The sequence below is a fragment of the Legionella nautarum genome, assembly GCF_001467895.1.
GTDB lineage: Bacteria > Pseudomonadota > Gammaproteobacteria > Legionellales > Legionellaceae > Tatlockia > Tatlockia nautarum.
The window spans coordinates 121138-145057 of the sequence record NZ_LNYO01000001.1; the positions used below are offsets into that span (position 1 = coordinate 121138).

A 23920-nucleotide genomic window follows, 5' to 3' on the forward strand; every position below is an offset into this window, starting at 1 on the left:
GTAACTTCAGATATTAAGGCTATATTGTATGTCTCCACACAGGAGTTAGCCAGGATTTTCGTCGTAAAATAGAAAGCAAAACCCCCACTTCGACTAATGCAAGATAGGCTGCAAATAATACATCACTCAGAAAATGATGACTCAGAAAAACTCTTGATAAGGCGACTGTGATTCCCAATAAAATAAAAGCTAAGAAATAACGCGGAAACAAAATACCTAAACCTAAAATAAGCCCCATAATAGTCGTAGTATGTCCTGAAGGAATCGACCAATAATGGGCATTCCATTTTAACCCATAAAAACCATAAAGCTGATTATAGAGAAGCATGCTAGGGCGGGTACGCCCTAAAACTATTTTCAGAAAAAAACAGATAAGGCCCGGAATAGTTACACATAGGAATAAAAACCAAGCACGAGCCTCCCAGCGGGGATTCACTACAATAAAACGAAAAATGAGCGCCAAGGCAAAAAAAGTTGGAATGTAGATAACCCCTAGCCCTAATCGGGTGAGGAAACTCAAAATAGGGATTTGATGCCTTAAATCAAGAGCATAAAAATAATAGGTTAGGGGTTTATCAAAATTTAAAAAAAGATAAATAATCAAAGCCAAAAAAAGAATAATGGCCAGAGGCTTTGTCATTGTTGAAAATAAACGATCAAAGGGTGACATTAGTAGCTCCGGTCTTTTGTTGTCCCACTAAAAAAAGCTCTACCCATCGGCCTTTAGAGTAGTTAAATCCTTGTGTTCGAGCCAAAACGATTAGCTTTCTACGATTACTAATCCATTGTTCAAAAATTTTTGGCTCTATTAATGCGATACGTGAAGAGTCAGACAGCAAAATTTTCGTTGCATCCAAGATGTTGGTAAATTGAACTAAGTGAGTATTTAGATTAAAAACTAAACTGGGTTCTTCAAAACCCACAGTAATTAAGGGCTTATCAGCAGAAATGGATTTTTTATCAATGAGTTGGCTAATATTTTGTGTGAGCCAAATCGGTTTTAACTGCGGCAAAAGACTAGTAAAAATAAGTGGGTAGCTCAACAGTGCTAATGCTAAAACAGCTAGACTTGCACGTTGATATAGCCCATTCCAAGCGAAATAAGCTGCTGCAGCACTTAATACGGTGATGACTAGGAAAAGAATAACGCCAGTCTCTGTGAATTGATGCATCACTAAATAGGGCATACCGAGCAAACTACATGCTAAACCTATTGATAGAACAACCCACCCTACTTGTAATAAATGTAGCCATTTCCCCGGGTAGTCTTCCTTTTTCCTCAGAGCTAAAGCACAGAGTAAGGCAATAGCAGGAAAGGTAGGCAAAACATATTGTGGTAACTTGGTGGGCATTAATTCGAAGAAAAGCCAGACAGGAAAAATCCAGGCTAACAAAAATTTCACCACAGCTTCGTAGCGATTCCGCAGCGCGTAAACACCGGCTTGCCATAAAAACAGAGAAGCAGGCCAAAAAGTGAGTGGCAGAATAAAGAGGTGAAACAAAGGCGGTTTGCCATGAGATTCATGGCCACCTGCTAACTTCGGTAATAAATCTTTATGAATAATTTTTAGCAAATAATTGGACTGTTCTGCTTGATTAACAAAATAGATCCAACTAAGACTGAGGGCAAAAAAAAGGATTAATCCGCTGAGAATATGTAAATTACGCAACCATTTAACTTGCTTTTCCATAAGGCAGAGTGTGGTTATTGATAAAATCCCAATCAAGGGGGTTACCCCTTTTAGTACCCCTCCATAAGCCATGGCTAACCAAAAACAAAGTGCCCAGATCGGCGATACCGATTTATTCTGCATTCCTGCTTGATAAATAATCCATAAGGCACCTTGCATCAGCACTACCGATGACAGTAAAGAGGTATCAATCACAGCCATATGGCTTTCAACCACTAATAATAGGGTTGAGGCAAGTAAGGCGGCGGCAAGGACAGCAGTCTTTTGTCCGACAAATCGTCGAAAAAAATAGTAGCTTAGCAAAATCGAAACTAAAGCACCAAAGAGAGAGGGAATCCGGTAAGGCCAGATCCTGCTGTCATCAGCATTGCCAAATAATTTCACCGACGCCGCTTGCAGCCAATTAATCCCTGGCGGCTTGCGAAAACGGGCTTGATCTTGGAAGTGAATTTGAAAAAAATTCCCTGTTTGCACCATCTGCCTACTTGCTTGAGCAAAATGAGCCTCATCCCTATCAATAACGGGCATTTTGGCAATGCCTGGCATAAGAATTAATAAAGAAAAGAGCCCTAAAAGCACATAGTTATTCAATTTGTCCAGCACTTCAGTAGAATCCTAATCACTGATGTGCTTGCGAGTATATAAGAGCTCTTCGTTAAATTCTAGCGATAGGAAGTATTACCTGATGAATTGAGATTAACCTTGAGCAAAGGCCCAACAATCCGTTAGAATGAGCCTTCCTTAAATGACAAGCCCTCTTTTATGCTTGAATTATCAACCATCCAGCGAATAGTGATATGGATACTTCCGGTGCTATTTGCAATTACCATTCACGAGGCTGCGCATGCTTGGGTTGCTTCCCGCTTCGGTGATACTACAGCTAAAATGCTTGGGCGTTTGAGTTTTAATCCACTAAAACATATCGACCTCATTGGTACTATCCTTGTCCCAATTCTAGTACTTGTATTAAGTCAATTCAGCTTTGTATTTGGCTGGGCCAAACCTGTACCCATCAATGCTTCTTTACTGCGTAACCCTCGGCGAGACATGGCGCTTGCCACAGCCGCGGGTCCGGTATCCAATTTATTAATGGCAATTTTATGGGCGGTTTGCCTTAAAGTAGGATTAATCCTCAATCCGACCACTTCTAATGCTGCTTTATTCATGGCTTTATCCGGTCAAGCTGGAATTATTATTAATCTATTATTGGCTTACCTCAATTTGATTCCTATTCCGCCCTTGGACGGGAGTCGAATAGTGGCTAGTATTTTACCTCTTAGACAAGCCATTCAGTACCAAAAAATTGAACCCTATGGTTTCTTTATACTACTAGCACTTATTTTTACGGGTGCTCTAGGCTGGCTAATTCAACCTCCGCTGAGATGGTCATTGGCTGGGATCTATGCGTTATTTAGCATATGAAAATTCTCGCTGACGCCAGTTTACCAGGATTGCAACAAGCCTTTCCTGAGCCTTTTGAACTGAGTTTCTATAACAATGCCAATGAACTGCCCGAACTACTTAAAAATCAGCAAGTCTTAATTTGTCGCGCCACACTGAAGGTTGATAAAAACCTATTAAAAGGGCATGCACTCCGCTATGTTGCGACGGCAAGCTCTGGCATAGACCATATTGATTTGCTTTATCTAAAAAACAATTCCATCCAATTAATCGATGCCAAAGGAAGTAACGCTGTCGCCGTTGCTGATTATGTGATTGCTACGCTCGCTTATCTACAACAATATAAAAACTTTTCAGGCTCAAAAGCAGCCGTACTTGGCGTAGGTGAAGTAGGTTCAAAAGTAGTCAGACGCTTAACTGCTGCTGGTATGGAAGTGCTTTGCTATGATCCGTTTAAAGCAGAGTTTAAGAATAGAACACTTCAAGACCTAGTTGACTGCGATCTCATTTCTATTCACGCTAATTTACATGATGAGCAACCCTACCCCAGCCGTCATCTTTTTAATGAATCATTGCTTGAACAATTAAAACCAAACACCGTCATTATTAATGCAGCACGTGGCGGTATCGTGGATGAAAAAGCCTTGTTACAGCAGAAAACACCACTGATTTATTGCACTGATGTTTTTTCTAATGAGCCCAAAATAAGTTCCAAAATTATCGAACTAGCAACACTCTGTACTCCCCATATCGCAGGTCATAGTATTGAAGCAAAATATCGGGCAATTGAAATGATTAGCGAAAAATTGCATGCTTATATGCAACTAGAAGCACCACCATTTAATTTTTACCCGCAGGCTCCAAGTCTTGCTTATAGCGATAAATCTTGGCAAGATTTGGCTCTAAAATTATACAATCCTCTTCATGAAACCTTGCAATTAAAAACAGCAGCTAATCTCGAATCAACGTTCATAAACCTTCGTAAAGCCCATCAAAATCGCCACGATTTTTGTTGCTATAATCTTCCCATTAGTAAGCTCAGTAAACTGCTTGGATTTTAAATGAATAAGGCTTTTATCCAGCCCAAACTATTGTTGAGCTGGATAGATTTTCTTAGTTATATTGAAAATTAAGGGATTCATGATTCAAATTAGGTTGCGAAACAGGATTTGAATTAGCAAGTAAGATTTGGGGGGCTGAAATTAGTGCGGCTGCTGATTTTGCTTGCATCAACTCTTTTCGTTCTGCGACAACATAAGTATCATCAGGAGCAAGTTCTTCAGCTCTCTTCAGCGCTTTTTCTGCTTCTTCTAAATTTTTCTCTAATCGATACGTATAGGCAATATTTAAGCTGGCATCGGCAATCTCTTTCTCTTCCAATGTTTTTTCAAGAATAGAAAAAAAGTACTTTCTTGCTTCGGGAAAACACTCTTGTTTAGAATAAGTCATACCGATTTGTGTAATTACCCCGAGGTGGTCTGGATCTCGTTCAAGTGTCTCTAAGTAAATTTTTCTTGCAGCCTTATACTCTTTGTTTCGATAAAAACAATGACCATACTGCGCTTTGCATTCTGTAAGATTAACAAAAATAATATTTCTTAGTGCTGAATCATCTTCTCTACAGGCGGATAATGCTTTTTGGTAATAATCCATTGCAATTATATAATGACCTTTTATTGCATTTCTTGCCTCAATTTCATTTTCGATACATACTTCGAGAATGTCAGTATATTGTTCATACCAAAGAGCTATACCTTGTAAAAATAAGGGAAAAGAACTACAAATGTTAAGTGCTTGATCGATAAAAGACTTTGCTTCTGTAAAAAGCCTATGGATTGCCTCTACGTCTTTTTCAAGCTCCTCTTTTTCAAGCTCCTCTTTAGCAGTTTTTAAGCAGAGTAAGCCCCTGCTATTCCAGGCTTCTGCACAAGATGGGTCCGTCTTAACTGCTTGCTCATAATATGCTAGCGCTTCCGCATCGCTGTTTTTTGCCTCATAGCATTGGCCTAATAAATTATAAGCATTAGCAATCTTAGCTTTGTCATTACTTACTTCAATAAATTTTTTTATAGAAGCAATCGCTTGGTCTTTTTCATCATTATAAAAATAACTTTTTGCTAAATAAAAATGGCTTTCCACTTCTTCTGGATACTGCTCAATTGACTGAAGAAATAATGCTATCGCTTTTTCATAATTATTTTCGGTGAATGCTTTTATTCCATCGATATGAAATGAATTAGACATCTTGAATCCTATTAATAGTATTTGACTGAACTAAATTAAAAGAGCTACTTGCATGAGGGATAAGATTATACAGCTTAACTTCAGACTAATAAACAGGCATCCCGTGTTATAAAAAATCAAATGTCTATAATTTCAACTATCAGTTCGGGCCGATTTTTTAGAATTCAATCGATAAATCACTTCCTTATCAGAGTAGGGATAATGAATATTACCAATTTGCTGATAATCTTCATGGCCTTTACCTGCTACTAAAATGATATCCTCTTTATTGGCTAGGCTAATAGCCTTGGCAATGGCTTGTTCGCGCTCAGGGATTTTATAATGATTGGTTTTAGAAGGCATGCCCGCTTCAATTGCGTCGATAATTGCCAGTGAATCTTCAGTGCGTGGATTATCATCGGTTAAAATAGCCACATCGGCATACTCACTGGCAATTTTACCCATGATTGGGCGTTTTGTTTTATCCCGCTCACCACCACAGCCAAATACGACAATAATTCGCCCTTTTTTAACTTTCTGTAAAGTTGCTAAAACATTCTTCAAGGCATCCGGTGTGTGTGCATAATCAACAATGGCATAGGGCTCCTTGGCTACAATTTCCATTCGCCCAGGGGCAGCTTGTAATTGAGCCATTATGGGTACGACCTTTCCAACCGGATAACCATAGGCTAATAAGCTTGAGAAAACAGCTAGGGCATTATAGACATTAAAAAAACCTAAGGCGTTGATTGTTAAGTCATGTTCTCCCCAGGGAGAACTTAGGGCAATTTCTGTGCCTTTAAGACTGACATCACAATGCAAAGCCCTTACATCCGCGGCTTCTCTCACCCCATAGCTTAAGATTTGCTCTGCTTTAGAGCGTTGATGCATCAATAAGCTACAGCTATCATCTTGATTAATAATTGACCATTTTAACGTAGGTTTCTCAAAGAGCATTGCCTTAGCATCGGCATAGGCTTCCATGGTTTGATGATAATCGAGGTGGTCATGACTAAGATTGGTGAAGATAGCTTGCTGAAAATCAATACTATCGACCCGTCCTTGGCACAAGGCATGTGAAGACACCTCTATACAGACCTGTTTAATTGAATTTTGCACGTACTCATGCATAAGCTGCTGTAAGCTAAGCGCATCTGGAGTCGTGTTAGTTAAAGGCTGTAGCGCTCCCACTTCCCCTTGGCCTATCGTTCCAATATAAGCTGAGTGACTACCTAACAAGTTATGCGCCTGCGCAAGTTGATAAGTGATGGTTGTTTTTCCATTCGTTCCCGTCACACCGATGACGTCCATTTTCTTTGTTGGTTCACCGTAAAATCGACTAGCGATTTCTGCAAGTTTAGTGGCTAAACCTGGTAGGGGTACCGCAGGTAATTCACTAGGAATTGGATGCATTGACGGCCAATTTTCTGGTTCATAGACCAGTGCAACAGCGCCAGCATTGATCGCTTGATAAACAAAAAGGCGACCGTCCGTTACAAGACCTGGGTAAGCAAAAAATAAAAAACCAGGCTTAATTTGCCGACTATCATTATGCAAACCTAAAATTTCACAATCAGGAATATTAGCCTTCACCCAAGGTTGCATTAACTCGGCAAATTTCATTCATCACCTCATGTAGTAGATTGATCGGGTGGGATATCAAGAATGCGTAAGGCTCCAGACATCACTTGAGAAAACAGCGGCGCTGCAACTGCTGCCGCATAATAGCCGTTTTTAGTGGGCTCGTGAATGACCACCGCCACAACTAAACGAGGATTTGAAACCGGTGCAATGCCAACGAAACTGGCAATATGGCGATTTTTTTCATAACCATTTTTTCCTGCGATTTGCGCAGTTCCTGTTTTTCCAGCCACGCGATACCCTGGTACTCTTGCCGAACGACCTGTTCCTCTTCCTACTACTGCTTCCAGCATTGCTAGAACCTGCGCTGCTGTTTTTTTATCTAAAACTTGCTCACCAACTACTTTTGCTTCAGTATGCAATAAAGATACAGGGATTAGCTGTCCTTGATTAGCAAAAATCATATAACCTCTTGCCAATTGCAACGTAGTAACCGACATACCATAACCAAAGCTCAAAGTACCCAGTACAAAAGGATTAGCATCTTTAACGTTGACAATACCCCCATCACTCTCTCCGGGATAACCACTTTCTGTTCGCTGGCCAAAACCAGAGCGCTGCAGTAAACCAATTAACTGTTCTGGCGGGCTCGCTAAAACCATCTTAGCTACACCGACATTACTTGAGTGCTGCAGTACCCCGGTCACATCTAAAACGCCATAATTATGGATATCACGAATAGTATGGCCATGAACAATCATCCAACTTGGACGGGTATCAATAATCGTCTCTGGTTTGAAAAGACCACTACCTAGAGCACTTGCAATGCTAAATGGCTTTATTACTGATCCAGGTTCAAAAGTATCGGTCAGTGCTCTATTGCGATAACTGTCTAAAGTATAACGACCTCGCGCATTAGGATTAAAAGAAGGCGCATTCGCTGCCGCCAAAATTTCTCCATTTTGGGTATCCAATACAACCACTGAGCCGGATTTAGCTCCAAACTTCTCCATTGTATTTTGTAGTTCATGATAGGCCAAATATTGAATTCGTCGATCGATACTCAATACAAGATCATGCCCAGGCCGAGGGGCTTTTAGTAAACCAAGCTCTTCAATGATTTGCCCCATACGATCCTTTAATACTCTCTTCTTACCATTGATCCCCATCAACCAATCTTGATAAGCCAGTTCTAAACCTTCAATGCCTATATCATCGATGTTAGTAAATCCAAGCAGATGCGCTGTACTATCCCCTTCCGGGTAATAACGTTTGAATTCTTGTTGAAAATTAACGCCGGGAATAGCAAGCTCTTCAATTTTTTTTGCTAACATTGGTGGTAACTGGCGATGCAAATAGAGAAACTCGCGAGTACTTGCCTGTCTGACGCCGGCATGTAAACTTCTAGCAGAAATACCCAATAATCGACATAATTCTGCAAGCTGTCTACTATCGGGGGCAAAAGTTTTAGGATTGATCCACACTGATTGCACTGGTGTGCTAACTGCAAGAGGAATTCCCTGTCGATCGGTGATCATTCCTCTGTGTGCTGAGATATCGACCACTCTTAAGCTGCGGGCATCGCCTTGGCCTTGCAAAAACTGGCGATGCAAAATTGTTAAATCTAGCATTCTCCACAAAAGAGCTGATAATAATAAAAGGAAAAAGCTTGATATAACAATTAATCGTGCCCAGTGGCCATTATTTTTCATTCTGTTCGCAATATAAAAATTTCTTTGTCCGCTGGCAGTCTCATTTGCAATTTCTCTACCGCCAACTGTTCTACTCGAGCTGGCGTTGCAAGACTAGCTTGTTCGAGAACTAATTGGCCCCATTGTAATTGTAATTGATTAGCCTGCTGCTCTAAGCGCTGCAATTGACTAAAATAGATGCGGTGCTCGTTGGTAGTATAAACAATCGCTAGGGCAGTGACTAGAACTGCAAGCAATAGTGTTAAAAGAAAACAAAGCTGTTTTGAGAGCCGCATATCTGATAGTTGTCCACTAAAAAAATTACTTTGATTAATCGCTCTGGCCGCGGCATTCATGCTAATTTTTCTCCTATTCGTAAAACCGCGCTACGTGCTCTGACATTTTGCTTAATTTCACTGTCAGAAGCTTTTATAGCTTTACCTATTCTCTTAAACTTGGTTTGAATCTCTTCATTGCGAATCGGCACTCCTGGTGGAGGACGCTGGCCATACTCTTTATTCCGCATGAATTGCTTAACAATGCGATCTTCCAAGGAATGGAAACTAATCACTACCAAGCGACCGCCAATTGCTAAGACATCCATTGCTAGATCAAGCGCTTTGATTAAATCATTCAGCTCTTGATTCACATGAATACGTATGGCTTGGAAGACTCGGGTCGCAGGATGTTTATGTTTTTCCCATTTTGGATTCGCTTGCTTAACAATTTCTGCCAAAGCTTCTGTCGTTTTTATGGGGGCTTCTTCTCGCGCAGCCACAATGGCTCGAGCTATGCGGCCGGCAAATCGCTCCTCCCCATACTCTCTAAAAATCGCAGCCATCTCATCAGCTTCCGCATTATTTATAAAACGGGCGGCATCCAACTCTTGGTCTAAGTTCATACGCATGTCCAAAGGGCCTTGCTGCATAAAACTAAATCCACGCTCAGGGTTGTCTAATTGCGGTGAAGAAACCCCAAGATCCAACAAAATACCGTTGATCTGCCCGTAAACCTTCGCTTCTTTTACCCATTCACCGAGATTTGCGAAAGAGCCATGATAGATTTGAAACCGCGGGTCCTCAGCAAAATGCTGCTCAGCATAGCGAATTGCCTCAGGATCTTTATCGACGGCTATCAATCGTCCAGCGTTAGATAATTGCTGTAAAATAGCTCGGCTATGGCCGCCACGACCGAAGGTTCCATCAACATAGATACCATCTGCCTTAATAGCTAAACCATCAATTGCCTCTTGCAGCAATACGGATTGATGCACTGTCATAATTAATTTCCATTACAAAGAAATAGTTTTCATTTCATCAGGCAATCCATCTTTAGATGCCTCTTCCTCTAGCCATTGCTCACGCTTGGTTTGCCAAAGGGTTTCATTCCATACTTCAAATTTATTTCCCTGACCAATCATTACCACTTTTTTCTCGAGTTGCGCGTAGTCTCTTAATAACTGGGGCAACAGTATTCGCCCGATACTATCCATTTCCACATCCGTTGCATGACCAATTAATAAGCGCTGAATTCGTCGTGCAGCCGTATTAAAACTTGGCAAGCTTTGTAATTTCGCTTCAATAATTCGCCATTCTGCCAAGGGATAAAGCAGTAAACAGGTTTCTTCGGTATCAATAGTCACTACCAATGCGGCCTCGTCTTGACTACTCAAGGCATCGCGATAACGGGTAGGTACTGTTAGGCGACCTTTTCCGTCAATGGTAATGGCATTAATTCCACGAAACATGAATATTATTTATGCAGTTAGGTTGGATTATTAATTTACCAGCTTGATTTTAATCAAATAGTTAATCAATAACCACAACCTTCCCACAATTCTCCACTTTTTTGTTATTTTAAACCACTTTTATACACTATAGAAACACAATTTCCCAAGCGTCAACCCCCAAATGAAGATTTTTTTCAAAAAATACAGGCATGGTGGTTTGCCAAGAGAAAAGTTGTTTTTATTTGTTTCTTTTTGAATTAAATAAGACCATAAAATAGAAGTGACGGGTTTGCGGAGAGTGATGGGTTTTCTGGAGTAAGATCCCCTCGAAATTAAATAGGCTGTTTAGTTCATTAATCGTTTTGTTTATCCCGTTCGGACTGAGGAAGCGCACAGCGCTGTCTCGAAGTGTCGCAGAGAGCCCCTCAGGGCAGAGCCTTCGAGACGCACGCGATGCGTGCTCCTCAGGCTGAACGGGATAAAATGAACACAAATTTCTTAGAGACTCATTTTGAGATAACGTGGGGTCAATAAGCGAGGTCGGGCCAGGCTGCTTGTAATGACAGACATACAATTAATTAGCGATTAAGCTCTGCTGCCAAACGAATGCCTTGCAGCACTAAATCAGGGATCAGATGATCATAAATCCCATGCTTATCAAATAAAGATGCAAATCCTCCGGTTGCCAAGACTAGAGCCTCTTGGCCAGGAAAAGCCTCCTCTTTGATACGATGAATTAATTCACGGCAGGATCCTAAAGCCCCATAAAATATACCTGATTGTATGCTTTCAATAGTTGAGCGTCCTACAACTTGTTCGGTTTTCACGATTTCTACTATCGGTAATTTTGCCGTTTTTGATGCTAGTGCATCTACAGATAAACGGACGCCAGGTAAAATTGCCCCACCCAAATAGCCTTTTTGAGAAGTAATGACACAAAAAGTAGTTGCTGTGCCAAAATCAATGACGATGATATTTTTTCCAGGAAATGCGGAGTTTGCAGCTATCGCATTGGCAATTCGATCAGCACCCACTTCAATTGGGTTACGATACTTAATATTTAAACCTGTTTTTACTCCAGCTTGTAACAGAAAGGGATCGACTGAAAAATATTTTAAGCAGGCAGCACGTAAAGAATAATCGATTTGAGGTACAACTGAGCAAATTGCAATTTCATTAATTGCTTCGGGGGAACATTGATTTTCGCGCAATACTGATTTGAGAAAAATACCTAACTCATCGGAGGTACTAACCTTTGATGTATGTCGGAAGCGAAGACGAATCTCTTCCCCAGCAAATACTCCACCATAGATATGAGAATTACCAACATCAATACATAGCATCATAGTTTAACTCTTTGCATCCCTAAATCGGCGATAGTATGTCGAGTTAAAATGAAAATCAATGGGAGAGCTCACTTAAAATTGTTTAAGTTGAAGTCGGTCGATAAGCCGGGTTCTGTCGCGGACAATCATTCATCTAGGACCTGCGTCACCACAAGTCTCAAGCAACCTACCCGAATCCCGTACGGGCCATACGTTCTTACCGCAAAGGTAAGCAGGATTCCTATTTGGTCTTGCTCCAGGTGGGGTTTTCCCTGCCACGACTGTTGCCAACCGTGCGGTGCGCTCTTACCGCACCATTTCACCCTTACCTTATTTTAGTACTGAAAAAAATAAGGCGGTATATTTTCTGTGGCACTTTCCGTAGGCTTTCACCTCCCAGGCGTTACCTGGCACCCTGCCCTCTGGAGCCCGGACTTTCCTCCCTTTGTATTGCACAAAGAGCGATTGCCTGACCGACTCTGTTATCAATACTAGCAGAGTGCCTAGTGAAAGGCCAGGACTTCCTTTTAAATGATGAACTACAAACGGAAGACGGTCATATTTTACGATAAAATATGACCGTCTTTATCAAAATTTAACATGAGAGCTCTGACAGGTTACTTATCCACGAGTACCAATGAATTCGTCATCAAAATAGCGCTTTAGCTTAGTGCGCAATGTACCGCGACTTACACCAAGGACTCGGGCCGCTTTAGATTGATTATAGCGAGTTAACTCCATAACCGTCCGGAATAAAGGAGCCTCAACTTCTTCAACAATGAGTTGATAAAGATTTAAATTAGATTCTTTATTACCTACTGCTTGCAAGTAACCTTTCACAGCACTAATAACTTGCTGTGTCAACGCATCACTCTGCTGTTCAACACGCTGCATAACTGCGCTCATTATCCTCTCCAGCTACAAAAATAAAAAAAAGTTTAAAACCAAGTTTAATTCATAAACGAACATCATGCTCGATATACTATCAAATATCACAAACTATGTAAACATTGTTTTATTGATATTCATTTATTAAGGGAAGCTTAAGTAAATTTAATTTTTTTTGCAAGCATTTTTGCGCGATCTGAAGTAAAATAATTCACTTTACTAAAAATTATGTATTTATTGTTCATAAAGTGAACACTTTTTGGGTTTTATGAGTAAAGGCAGATTGGATCCTTTGGTGTTTTTGAACGACGCAAATAAAAATGCTAATGAACAGAATGATTTCCCAATGAACGCATATCAGGCATTTATCGAATAATAAATGTAGCCTGGCTGCAACAAGGCTACAAAAAATTCAACGGCTTGCAGATCAAAACTCAAACTACAGTTTTAATGAGAGGATACTTATTCCACCGTAAAACTTTCACCGCAACCACAGGCTCCAGTTTGGTTTGGATTATCAAATACGAACTTGTGATTTAAACCTTGCTTGACGTAATCGACATTCATTCCTTTTAGATAGGGATAACTGGCTTTGTCGATATATAATTGATAATTGTTAGTTAGTTCTTGCACAAGATCATTCGCTTGCGCCGTTGTGACATAGTCGACAACATAAGATAAACCCGAACATCCTGTTTTTTTAACGGATAATCGAATGCCTTTGCTGTCTTTTTGTTTATCAAGATAGGCTATAATATGGCGAATAGCCGCTTCACTTAAAGTAACGCCAAACCCTGTGCTTTTATGTTGCATTACTTCACTCATTGTTTCTCCCCTTTTAACTTCAGTTTTATTTTTTCAATTAACTCACGATAACCATCTTCAATTTGTAGAGCAACAGAATAACGAATTTTTGGTATAGCTAACTCATCCACTAAGGTCTTGTAATTAAACAGGGGATGTTCATCGATTTGACTTCCTTCTAATTGTCGACAAATCCACTCTGCGGCAGCTACTAAATAAGGGCTTCCATAAGCTTTAAAGCAAGCCTTTAATACTAAACCTTTATCATTACAACGCAGGTAAAAGTCAAATACGTCGCCTCGCCCCGTTTCTCCTCCCCGATAGTGGACGCTCAATGGCTGTGTTAAGTCCATTATCCCTACATGATTAGGTGTAAAAAAACAGGATTCTACAAGTTCATTATACATCATAGTGGTGATATTTCATGCAATCGATTAACTTGATGACAGATTATAGCAATTACCTGTTTAACTTGCTCCTCAGAAGTGAACCGTCCCAACGATAGGCGAATTGAGCTATAAGCCAACTCATCCGACAAACCTAAAGCGCGTAGTACATAAGAAGGTTGCATACTAGCTGCGGCACAAGCCGAAGTCGTTGAAATCGCCAGTTCACGCAAAGCATATAATAGTGAATCGCCCTCAATGCCGGCAAAGGTTAAATTAAGATTCCCCGCAAGACGTTGATGTTCATGACCGTTTAGACGAACGGCAGGAAGATGCTTAATTCCATTCCATAATTGTTGGCGTAACCTTAAAATAGCCGCCTGCTCGTCGATGCGTTCCGCTTCAGCAATGGCGAACGCTTCTCCTAAACCCACAATTTGATGTGTTGGCAGTGTTCCCGAGCGCAAACCACCCTCATGCCCCCCTCCGAATGAGAGGGGTTGAAGGCGAACTCTAGGTTTATGACGAACGTATAATGCGCCTATACCCTTCGGTCCATAAATTTTGTGCCCAGAGAAAGACATTAAATCGACAGACAATCGACTTAAATCAATGTCAATTTTTCCAGCACTTTGTGCTGCATCGACATGGAAAATAATTCCTTTATCGCGTAATAACTCTCCGATGGCTGCAATATCCTGAATAACACCAATTTCATTGTTCGCATGCATGATAGAAACAAGAATAGTGTCTTCGCGCAATGCCTTTTTTAAATCTTGTAAATCAAGTAAACCATCGGGTTGTGGATTAAGGTAACTCACCTCAAACCCTTCTTTTTCAAGTTGATGAAAACTATCCAGTACCGCTTTATGTTCAATTTTCATCGTGATGAGATGCCGTCCTTTACGCTGATAAAAACGTGCAGCACCTAAAATGGCTAAATTATCAGCCTCAGTAGCCCCTGAGGTAAACACCAGTTCTCGGGGCGTAGTATGAATTACTTCCGCAATTTGCAAACGCGCACGCTCTACCGCCTCTGCGGCAATTCTGCCATAGATATGTGTTACCGATGCTGGATTCCCAAAATTGTCCTCAGGACCTAGGTATTGCATCATTTTTTCAATAACACGTGGATCAACCGGAGTTGTCGCCATGTAATCTAGATAAATGGGTAATTGATTCATAATCAACTCCAATCATTTCTTATTTGCAAATTTCAATGCATATTGCACCTGACTTAAAATCCCACGCAAAATACTAATTTCCATATGTTCCAACTGGGTTCGATTAAACAAACGCCGAATTCGCTGCTGCAAGCGTTTGGTTGGATTCGTTGGTTTTAAAAACTCAATCGCAACCATTACTTCATGCAAATGAGCATAAAATTGTTCTATTTCTTCCACCGTTGCCTGGCGATCCTGACGAAGGCCAACTTCAGCGACGGGAGAAAGCAATTTCATACGCAATTCATAAGCAATAATCTGTACTGCTTGTGCAAGGTTCAATGAGCTGTATTCAGGGTTCGAAGGAATATTTACATGATAATTAGAGCGTAATAATTCCTCATTCGTTAATCCTGCATGCTCACGGCCAAAAACAATAGCGACTTCGGTATTATCAGGCTGTTTACTGACTAATTCTGCACAAGCAGCTGGGGTCAGCCCGGGCAAAGCGATACCACGTGGTCTCGCACTGGTTGCTAAAACCAATTCACAACCCTTTAACGCGTCATCCAGTGAAGCTGTCACTCGCACCTTATTTAAAACATCGTCAGCGCCTGCCGCCATTTCATAAGCCTTTTGGTCAGGGAATGATTTAGGAGTAACTAAATAAAGATGGTGCAAGCCCATCGTTTTCATCGCCCTGGCTGCTGAGCCAATATTTCCTGGGTGGGAAGTCGCAACTAATACAATTCGAATTGAAGCAAAATTCATAAGAAAACCATCAATATTCTAATAATAGCAACAATACTCATTCTACCAGCAACGACTTCTCTCTGTACAAAAAAAAATGTGTTAGAATCGCGGACTTTGTTGAAAAAGAGCGAACTCATGCAACCATTATTAAATATTGCTATTACTGCCGCACGTCTTGCCGGTGATATTATTATCCGTCATATCGAACAAATTGACCGAATAAAAATAACCGCTAAAAGTAGTGATGAATACTTCAGCGAAGTCGATGTGAAAGCAGAACAAGCCATTATTAGCACGATTCATAAAGCCTATCCTGACCACGGTATTATTGCTGAGGAAAGTGGTGTCCAAAATGAGGATGCAGAATCAACCTGGATTATTGATCCCCTTGATGGCACTACAAACTATTTGCATGGTTTTCCATCCTTTTCCGTAGCTATAGCGCACAAAGTTAAAAATCGCATCGAACATGCCGTTGTTTATGATCCACTTCGCCACGAATGCTTTTCAGCAAGCCGCGGCTGTGGCGCGCAGCTCAATGATCGGCGTATTCGCGTTTCCAAACAAACTCAATTAGAAGGTGCTTTATTAGGAACTGGTTTCCCCTGTCGCAATACCGCACTCGCTAAACGCTATCTGCCCACCTTCGAAGCATTGATTGGCAAATGTGCAGGGGTCCGCCGAACAGGATCCGCTGCGATAGAACTTGCTTATGTAGCCTGTGGAAGACTTGATGGACTCTGGGAATTTGGCCTTCGCCCTTGGGATATCTCTGCCGGTAGTTTACTTATCAAAGAAGCCGGTGGTTTGATTAGTGACATGCAAGGCGGTGAAGATTATCTAAAACATGGGGATATCGTTGCAGGAACACCCAAGGTTTTTAAATCCTTGTTACAAACCCTGATACCGGTTACGAGGAGCTAGTGTTGTAGTAGCTCACATCACGTACGCCATTCCGAGCCTCTTGGGATTCGGAAGGACGTGCGGGTTAGTTGTTTTACGTTTTGTTGGAATTTTTTCCTATTCTTGAAAGCAGGTGATCTACCTTAGACTCAAGTTTTCTGTTCTCACAGATTAACTTCTTCACGCAACCTAGGTGCAAAAAATCGTGCGCCGAAAATGTTTATGAACAAGCCACTAATGACTAGCAATCCTGCAGCTAATTTCCAAAGATAAAACGGCTCATCTAAAATCAAGACTGATCCTAGTAGACCCACGACCGGAATGAGTAAGGTAAAAGGAGCGATGAGATTCACAGGATAACGACTTACTAACCAATTCCATACCCCATATCCAACCCAGGTTGAGATATAAACAATATAAAGTAAGGATGAAGTGCTTTTCCAGGTTAGGTGTTCTAGGCTCGCAATAATCGTACTTGGCCCTTCCATAATGAGAGATAATAGTAACAGAGGAAACCAGGCTACAAAACTGCCCCAAACCACTAAAGCTAACATATTGATATGATGTATTTTTTTAGTGATAAGATTACCTAGCCCCCAGATTGCCGCAGCAGTAAGAATACATACAGCCCCCAAAAAGGAAACATTTTTATCAAAATGAGTGGCGACCAAACCGATACCCGAGAAGGAAATTACTGCACCTAAAATCTGCCAAACAGATGTTTTTTCCCCCAATAAAATCGCAGCAAAAAACATACTAAAAAATACCTGCGTTTGCATGATTATCGAGCCCATACCTGGAGTCATTCCTACAGACATGCCAACGAATAAAAATGAAAATTGCAGGGCAAACATAACCAAACCATACAAAGCAATTACCTTGAAAGGCACGGCAGGTCTTTTAACAAAAAAAATAGCCGGGAAGCTCGCTAAAACAAATCGCAAGCAACAAAGAAATATAGGGGAAATATCTTCAAGTGCTAATTTGACAAAAAGGAAATTAAGCCCCCAAACAACAACGACTAAAAGGACAAGGAAAAGATGTGGAATAGCCATGAGATCTAAACCAATTAAATGAGGCTAGTTATTTTACCATGAAACAGAAATAATAGATTAATGTTTGAAAAAATTTAACATCTCCCCATCTTGGTATGGGAAGTACTTAGATTTTGCTTCTACCCATTTCAGGGCGTTGAATTAGAACTTACCTCTGTTCCTGTTTGCGGGCTCTCGGGTTCTGTATGAGAACCAGTACGTTCGACCATATTTTTACCAACTTTAGTTACTTCTTCTAGCTCTAGAGTGGCAGCTCTAATTTCTACACCAAAAAATCGTCCGTATAATTGGTTTTTCTTAATAACCCTGACTTTTTCCTGCGTTGTAGATAGAGTGGCTTCAAGTTCTCTGGCCACCTGGAATTTATCATAACTTTCTGATTCATCTACAATTTTAATCAAACGACTTATATTATCTTCTAGCTTTTTCGCTTCTAAAGTCAATAACAGCCTGTCATGGATATAATTGCGAAATGGGGTTGTACTTAGCCATTCCACAATCGAGTTGATAACACTCACTTGAGTGACTTTAACGACACCTTTCATTTGTCTTTGACGATATTCTGCTAAGCATTTTTGGATATTGACCATGTGTCCAATAGAGGCAATCTTGTCGGCTAACTCATTGATTTGCTTGGAAGACATTTTGCTAAAATCCTTGGCACTAATATCTGTATTTTCCCCATAATTTAATCCTTTGGCCAAACTCTCAATTTTTGTTTCTGCTTTGGAAATAAAGGCTGCTTTTTTATGTTCTTCATTGGAAGCGGGTAGCTGAAGGCTTTTTGTCATTTTGCTAAATCCATTAGCTACTGTAGTAGGTATGACATAAGATACAGCACTAACCGGGTAATTCGCTAAACGACTGACCCACTGAGGCGTATAGCTCGCAACAGAACTTGCGAACCAACTCAAACCACTCGCGGCTCCACGAACTGTAGCTATTCCATATTGTGTTATTCGGTAGCGATCCGATTCAGAAATATTTAAGGAATCGGTTGTAAATTCTTGTGGGTATCTTGCTCTTAATTTTTCTAATTTCTCTTCTGAACTTAAATCTTGTTCTAAGGCAATATCTAAAAATTGCTCATCATTGTCGCTCCCCTCCTCTGCAACTTCGACTACTTGTTCCCCTTCTTCCGAAGAATTAATTTGCCCATAAGCTTCTATGCTATCGAGGGCAAACTCTTCGACAAACTGACGATAGACTGCTGCTAATTTTAGAGGATTCTGCAAGTCGCTAGGTTTTATTTTATTTTCCGAAAGCTCTTCAATAAATTTTTTATAGATGGCAATTTCTCTAAGTATTTTTTCCTTTTCTAGAAATGATTTATTCAATTCACCAAGCAGATTAACCAAGGCTTGATTATATTTTTTTAAATCATGGAAATCCTGATTATTTCTAAATTTTTCAAGCGCAGCATTAACCTCTAGTTCCATTTGCCTAACCAGTTTTTCCTCCACAGGCTCGGCTAATTTTTCCACTTGTTTTAATACGTCATCCGCAACAGTAGGAAATTCTTGTTTCACTACCTCAATATTTTCAGGTTTATTAGTGAATTCAATAATGCGGCGTTTTAATTCATTTGCATTGTCTTCTACTAAATTTCGTTGTTCTTTAATTTTGCCAAGCGCTATTTTTGAAATAAAGGAATTGACCACAGGATCCATCGTATCAATTTCTGAATAACGGCTGAGATGACGATAATAAGTCAGGGCAAATATTAATTCTTCTGCATTAGTTACTTGTGGCAGGTATTGGGTGTCGGGATCATAGCTACTTTTGAACCCAGCGCTGGATTCCGAGCCAAATTTTTTTGATTTTTTATAAATTGTTGCTTTTATACTTTCGCCAGATACTATATTTGCCTCTATCGTCTGACCCTGCTGTGCCATTTTAGCTGCAGCAGACCAATAGCTTTTTTTCCAGGCAGGATTTCCCTTGCTAAGTGTCGGTTTTAATTCATTTAAATCATCATTAAGCAGTTTCCACCACTGCGTAAGGGTCATTGGCATATAAACAAACCTTAAATTTGCTTTAAAATATGTATGGTTATTTTACAAAAAGATAATTAAGAAAACATTATGGGTTTATTATGTAAACATTATGTATTAGCTAAAGGAAGATGGAACATTGGGAGGTCAGAAAATAGCTAGAGGCGTGTGTCTGCAATCTTGTGAGATTTGCAGGGCTTAGCCGGGGTTGTTGTAAGTACCCGCGCAAGGGTTTGTCAGGCGTTGTTGTCTAAACGTTCTGGCTGAGCCTCTCGAAGAACTCAGCCCGAACTGGAGTATTCCCGACGATATGAGTATCTATGGCATTTGAATTAATCCCGTTCAGCCTGAGGAGTACGCATGGCGTGCGTCTCGAAGGCTTGTCCTGAGTTTTCCAAGGCCTTGCCCTGAGGACCTCGAGGGGGGGCCTTTTAAGACACTTCGAGACAGCGCTGCGCGCTTCCTCAGTGCGAACGGTGTGAACAAAAAGATCAATGAACTAAACAGTATAGTTGATTTCGTGAATACTTAAGTTGGGGCTGAGTCCTTCGAGAGCCTCAGCCTGAACAGTTTTAAGGTAGCGGTTAGCAAAATCCAACCTAAGCCCTTAGCCCCTGCTGTAATCCCAAGGAGATAGGAAATTGCTCCATAATAGCGGTGCCAATATTTTTAGCGACTCGCTCAAATACATTTTGTTTATAAGTATAATCGACAATCTGGTCAATCTTCACAATCTCCCGAGCAACCTGACCGCTGCTGGCAAACCCATCAATTAAACCACGTTCTTTAGCTTGTTGACCCGTCCAAAAAAGTCCTGAAAAAGTCGAGTCATCCACTTTAAGTCGATTACCTCTACCCTCTTTGACTCTAGCGATAAATACATTATGAATATCATCGAGCATAGTTTGTAAGAGTTTGGTCTGCTCTGGAGATACAGGTGAAAAAGGATCTAGAAATCCTTTATTAACTCCAGCGGTTTGCAAACGTCTTGCTACACCAAATTTTTGCAGCGTGTCAACAAAACCGAATCCATTGTACAAAACACCTATAGAACCAACCATACTGGATGGATTGGCATAAATTTCATCTGCGGCAGCGGCAATATAATAAGCAGCAGAAGCGCACATATCTGCGCAGACCGCATAAACTTTGATATCAGGGTGTTTCTTACGATAATATTGCAGCGAGTTATACATATAATCAGCCTGCACTGGACTGCCGCCCGGACTATTGATTCTTAAAACAATCGCCTTCAGGTTTGAATGCTCATAAGCATCATCCAAACCTTTCACAAAATTTTCAGCACTAGCAGTTTGACTATCAAAAATACCCCCTTTAATATCGATTAGACCAACATGGGGCTTGGACCGTATCCCTTTTTCGTCATCAGTCATAGAAAATAAGTGATAAGCAATAAGAAGAATCAATAAAAGAAAGACAGCACGCATGAACCAGCGCCATCGTCTTTTCCGCTTTTGCTCGCGCATGTATTCGATAACAATTTGATTTAACAAAGTTTGTGAATCAGGGTTTTCACCTGCAGGGCTATTATTCATTGTTGTAACTACTTGATTTTGCAAAATGAGCCCACATTTTACGGCAGATAAGGTTTAATTTAAACGGTATTAAGCAATTCGGTATAATAAATGAATTATATTAACACCGGTCGTTTTATTTCAACTCTAAGAGAGGGTCTCTATGCGAACTGATAAACTCACCTCAAAATTTCAAATGGCTCTAGCAGATGCCCAATCTTTGGCCTTAGGCCGGGACAATGGGTTTATTGAGCCAGAACATCTGATGAAAGCGCTGCTTGATCAACAGGGAGGTAGCAGTCGACCTCTATTAACCAAAGCAGGAGTGAATTTATCTCAGTTACGCAATTTAATTGATCAAGCTTTAGATAGACTACCAAAAGTTGAAGGTACAGGCGGTGATATTCACATCTCCAATGGCCTCAATCGTCTGTTAAACTTGACTGACAAACTCTCCCAGCAGCGTAAAGACAGCTACATCTCCAGCGAGATTTTTATTTTAGCTGCCGTTAGTGAAGAAGGAAGCCTTGGCAAATTGCTTAAGCAGGCCGGTGCTAACAAACAGGCTATTGAAAAAGCGATTGATGAAATTCGCGGTGGAGAGACAGTCAATGATCCTAACGCCGAAGAACAAAGACAGGCTTTAGAAAAATATACCCTCGATTTAACAGAACGTGCGGAACAAGGAAAACTTGATCCCGTCATTGGCCGTGATGATGAAATACGTCGCACCATCCAAGTCTTACAACGTCGTACCAAAAATAACCCCGTTCTTATCGGTGAGCCAGGTGTGGGTAAAACCGCAATCGTGGAAGGTTTAGCACAGCGCATTGTTAATGGTGAAGTGCCCGAGGGCTTAAAAGATAAGCGCTTACTCTCATTGGACTTAGGAGCGCTCATCGCCGGCGCTAAATTCCGCGGTGAATTTGAGGAGCGTTTAAAAGCCGTGCTAAATGATTTAGCCAAGCAAGAAGGACAAATTATTTTATTTATTGACGAATTACACACTATGGTCGGCGCTGGAAAAGCCGAAGGAGCAATGGATGCAGGCAATATGTTAAAACCTGCTCTCGCACGAGGCGAACTCCATTGCATCGGCGCAACAACTCTGGATGAGTACCGACAATATATCGAGAAAGATGCCGCTTTGGAGCGCCGTTTCCAGAAAGTATTGGTCAAGGAACCGAATGTAGAAGACACGATTGCTATCTTACGCGGTCTACAAGAACGCTATGAAGTCCATCATGGGGTGGATATCACCGACCCCGCATTAGTTGCCGCTGCCACTCTTTCGCACCGTTATATTGCTGATCGTCAATTACCGGATAAGGCGATCGATTTAATCGATGAGGCAGCGAGTAAAATTCGTATGGAAATTGACTCCAAACCCGAAGCCATGGATAAGCTCGAAAGGCGTCTAATTCAACTAAAAATTGAGCGTGAAGCCTTAAAAAAAGAACATGACGAAGCGTCGAAAAAGCGTTTAAGTGATTTACAAAAAAGCATTGATGAGCTTGAAAAAAATTATGCTGATCTGGAAGAAGTATGGAAGGCAGAAAAAGCGACTTTACAAGGTGCAAATCAAATTAAAGAATCTTTAGAGCAAGCCAAAATTGAACTGGAAACAGCGCGACGTGCAGGTGATTTAACTCGTATGTCAGAATTGCAATATGGCCGTATTCCCGAACTTGAAAAGCAATTAGCCCAAGTGCTTGCCAGCGAAAAGGCAGAAAATACGGAAAGCAAACTCGTCCGTAATAAGGTCACCGAAGAAGAAATTGCCGAAGTAGTTTCTAAATGGACAGGCATTCCCGTCGCCAAAATGCTGGAGGGCGAGAAAGAAAAGCTCTTACATATGGAAGAGGCTTTGCATAAACGGCTGATTGGCCAAGATGAGGCAGTCGATGCGGTAGCTAATGCAATTCGCCGTTCACGGGCAGGGTTATCTGATCCCAATCGTCCTATTGGCTCTTTTCTCTTCTTAGGACCCACTGGAGTTGGTAAAACAGAACTCTGTAAAGCACTAGCCGCTTTCCTCTTTGATACTGAAGAAGCGATGATCCGTATTGATATGTCTGAGTTCATGGAAAAACATTCTGTAGCCCGCTTAATAGGTGCTCCCCCGGGCTATGTCGGCTATGAAGAAGGAGGCTATCTGACAGAAGCCGTGCGCCGCCGACCTTATTCCGTTATTTTGCTTGATGAGGTTGAAAAAGCGCATAGCGATATCTTTAATGTCCTCTTGCAAGTGCTAGATGATGGTCGCTTGACGGATGGACAGGGAAGAACCGTTGATTTTCGTAATACGGTGATTGTCATGACTTCGAATTTAGGTTCTCATCTCATTCAAGATATGGCAGCTAAATTAAATTACGAACAAATTAAAGCGGCTGTTTTGGAAGTCGTCGGTCAGCATTTCCGCCCTGAATTTATTAACCGCATCGATGACACGGTGGTTTTTCATCCCTTGGCAAAAGAGCAAATTGCCAGTATTGCAGCGATTCAGATCGGGCATCTACAGAAGCGCTTGCATCAACAAAATATTGAATTAGAGCTCAGCCATAATGCATTAGAACATCTCGCTGAAGCCGGATTTGATCCCGTTTATGGCGCAAGGCCATTAAAAAGAACAATCCAACAGAAACTTGAAAATCCTCTCGCGCAAGCCCTATTAACGGGGCAATTTCAATCAGGTGATAATATTGAAGTGGTTTGGAAGGATGGACGGTTGCAGTTTAATAGGGCTAAGCAGGAGAAAACCCAGAAGTAACCTAGACTCTAGATACTCAGCGACCGAT

General features: G+C 41.0%; 21 protein-coding genes and 1 other RNA gene. 4 read left to right on the top strand and 18 right to left on the bottom strand.

Features of this window, described 5'->3' with window-relative positions; all coding sequences use genetic code 11:
* Positions 1–19 precede the first annotated feature (19 nt).
* Both Lnau_RS00525 and Lnau_RS00530 read right to left on the bottom strand, forming a co-directional pair.
* Positions 20–670 carry a phosphatase PAP2 family protein gene (locus tag Lnau_RS00525; RefSeq protein ID WP_058503194.1) on the bottom strand — a complete coding sequence of 217 codons (651 nt, stop codon included), beginning with the start codon at positions 668–670 and terminating at the stop codon, positions 20–22.
* Complete coding sequence (locus Lnau_RS00530; protein ID WP_058503195.1) at positions 657–2294, bottom strand: ArnT family glycosyltransferase; 1638 nt, start codon at positions 2292–2294, stop codon at positions 657–659. Before Lnau_RS00530 ends, Lnau_RS00525 begins: the two co-directional genes overlap by 14 nt.
* Positions 2295–2453: 159 nt before the next feature.
* Here Lnau_RS00530 and Lnau_RS00535 point away from each other — a divergent pair, with 159 nt between their 5' ends.
* A complete protein-coding gene (locus tag Lnau_RS00535; RefSeq protein WP_058503196.1) occupies positions 2454–3113 on the top strand; it encodes a site-2 protease family protein in 660 nt (219 codons plus the stop codon).
* Positions 3110–4153, top strand: a complete 1044-nt coding sequence (locus Lnau_RS00540; RefSeq protein WP_058503197.1) for a 4-phosphoerythronate dehydrogenase — start codon at positions 3110–3112, stop codon at positions 4151–4153. Before Lnau_RS00535 ends, Lnau_RS00540 begins: the two co-directional genes overlap by 4 nt.
* A 52-nt stretch (positions 4154–4205) precedes the next feature.
* Here Lnau_RS00540 and Lnau_RS00545 read toward each other — a convergent pair whose 3' ends face one another.
* From Lnau_RS00545 to Lnau_RS00600, 13 genes are all read right to left on the bottom strand, one after another.
* On the bottom strand, positions 4206–5336 hold the full coding sequence (locus tag Lnau_RS00545; protein WP_058503198.1) for a tetratricopeptide repeat protein: 1131 nt from the start codon (positions 5334–5336) through the stop codon (positions 4206–4208).
* A 132-nt stretch (positions 5337–5468) separates the two neighbouring features.
* Positions 5469–6938 (bottom strand): UDP-N-acetylmuramoyl-L-alanyl-D-glutamate--2,6-diaminopimelate ligase, encoded by a 1470-nt coding sequence (locus Lnau_RS00550; protein WP_058503199.1) that lies wholly within the window; start codon positions 6936–6938, stop codon positions 5469–5471.
* An 8-nt stretch (positions 6939–6946) separates the two neighbouring features.
* Entirely contained in the window at positions 6947–8608 is a 1662-nt protein-coding gene (locus Lnau_RS00555; RefSeq protein WP_058503200.1) for a peptidoglycan D,D-transpeptidase FtsI family protein, read from the bottom strand.
* Complete coding sequence (gene ftsL, locus Lnau_RS00560; RefSeq protein WP_058503201.1) at positions 8605–8943, bottom strand: cell division protein FtsL; 339 nt, start codon at positions 8941–8943, stop codon at positions 8605–8607. The genes Lnau_RS00555 and ftsL overlap by 4 nt, the downstream gene beginning before the upstream one ends.
* Positions 8940–9866, bottom strand: a complete 927-nt coding sequence (rsmH, locus tag Lnau_RS00565; protein WP_058503202.1) for a 16S rRNA (cytosine(1402)-N(4))-methyltransferase RsmH — start codon at positions 9864–9866, stop codon at positions 8940–8942. Before rsmH ends, ftsL begins: the two co-directional genes overlap by 4 nt.
* Positions 9867–9878: 12 nt before the next feature.
* Positions 9879–10334 (bottom strand): division/cell wall cluster transcriptional repressor MraZ, encoded by a 456-nt coding sequence (gene mraZ, locus Lnau_RS00570; protein ID WP_058503203.1) that lies wholly within the window; start codon positions 10332–10334, stop codon positions 9879–9881.
* Positions 10335–10894: 560 nt separating this feature from the next.
* A complete protein-coding gene (locus Lnau_RS00575; RefSeq protein WP_058503204.1) occupies positions 10895–11662 on the bottom strand; it encodes a type III pantothenate kinase in 768 nt (255 codons plus the stop codon).
* Positions 11663–11747: 85 nt separating this feature from the next.
* Positions 11748–12122: RNase P RNA component class A (rnpB, locus tag Lnau_RS01015), an RNA gene on the bottom strand.
* Positions 12123–12262: 140 nt separating this feature from the next.
* Positions 12263–12547, bottom strand: a complete 285-nt coding sequence (locus tag Lnau_RS00580; protein ID WP_058496303.1) for a helix-turn-helix domain-containing protein — start codon at positions 12545–12547, stop codon at positions 12263–12265.
* Positions 12548–12991: 444 nt separating this feature from the next.
* Complete coding sequence (locus tag Lnau_RS00585; RefSeq protein WP_058503205.1) at positions 12992–13354, bottom strand: HesB/IscA family protein; 363 nt, start codon at positions 13352–13354, stop codon at positions 12992–12994.
* The gene (locus Lnau_RS00590; RefSeq protein ID WP_058503206.1) at positions 13351–13743 is read right to left on the bottom strand and encodes an iron-sulfur cluster assembly scaffold protein; all 393 of its coding nucleotides are present in this window, start codon (positions 13741–13743) and stop codon (positions 13351–13353) included. The genes Lnau_RS00585 and Lnau_RS00590 overlap by 4 nt, the downstream gene beginning before the upstream one ends.
* The gene (locus Lnau_RS00595; RefSeq protein WP_058503207.1) at positions 13740–14903 is read right to left on the bottom strand and encodes an IscS subfamily cysteine desulfurase; all 1164 of its coding nucleotides are present in this window, start codon (positions 14901–14903) and stop codon (positions 13740–13742) included. The genes Lnau_RS00590 and Lnau_RS00595 overlap by 4 nt, the downstream gene beginning before the upstream one ends.
* Before the next feature lie 12 nt (positions 14904–14915).
* Positions 14916–15653, bottom strand: a complete 738-nt coding sequence (locus Lnau_RS00600) for an RNA methyltransferase (protein ID WP_058503208.1) — start codon at positions 15651–15653, stop codon at positions 14916–14918.
* Between the two features lie 117 nt (positions 15654–15770).
* On the opposite strand from Lnau_RS00600, the gene Lnau_RS00605 reads away from it, so the two are divergent.
* Positions 15771–16559 (top strand): inositol monophosphatase family protein, encoded by a 789-nt coding sequence (locus Lnau_RS00605; RefSeq protein WP_058503209.1) that lies wholly within the window; start codon positions 15771–15773, stop codon positions 16557–16559.
* A 143-nt stretch (positions 16560–16702) separates the two neighbouring features.
* Here Lnau_RS00605 and Lnau_RS00610 read toward each other — a convergent pair whose 3' ends face one another.
* The 3 genes from Lnau_RS00610 to Lnau_RS00620 form a co-directional block, all read right to left on the bottom strand.
* Positions 16703–17593, bottom strand: coding sequence for an EamA family transporter (locus Lnau_RS00610; protein ID WP_058503210.1), 891 nt, complete (start codon positions 17591–17593; stop codon positions 16703–16705).
* Positions 17594–17721: 128 nt separating this feature from the next.
* Entirely contained in the window at positions 17722–19608 is a 1887-nt protein-coding gene (locus Lnau_RS00615; RefSeq protein WP_058503211.1) for a hypothetical protein, read from the bottom strand.
* A 578-nt stretch (positions 19609–20186) separates the two neighbouring features.
* On the bottom strand, positions 20187–21143 hold the full coding sequence (locus tag Lnau_RS00620; protein WP_058503212.1) for a S49 family peptidase: 957 nt from the start codon (positions 21141–21143) through the stop codon (positions 20187–20189).
* Positions 21144–21285: 142 nt separating this feature from the next.
* Between Lnau_RS00620 and clpB the strand changes: the two genes are divergently transcribed.
* Positions 21286–23892 carry an ATP-dependent chaperone ClpB gene (clpB, locus tag Lnau_RS00625; RefSeq protein WP_058503213.1) on the top strand — a complete coding sequence of 869 codons (2607 nt, stop codon included), beginning with the start codon at positions 21286–21288 and terminating at the stop codon, positions 23890–23892.
* The last annotated feature ends 28 nt before the right edge of the window (positions 23893–23920 follow it).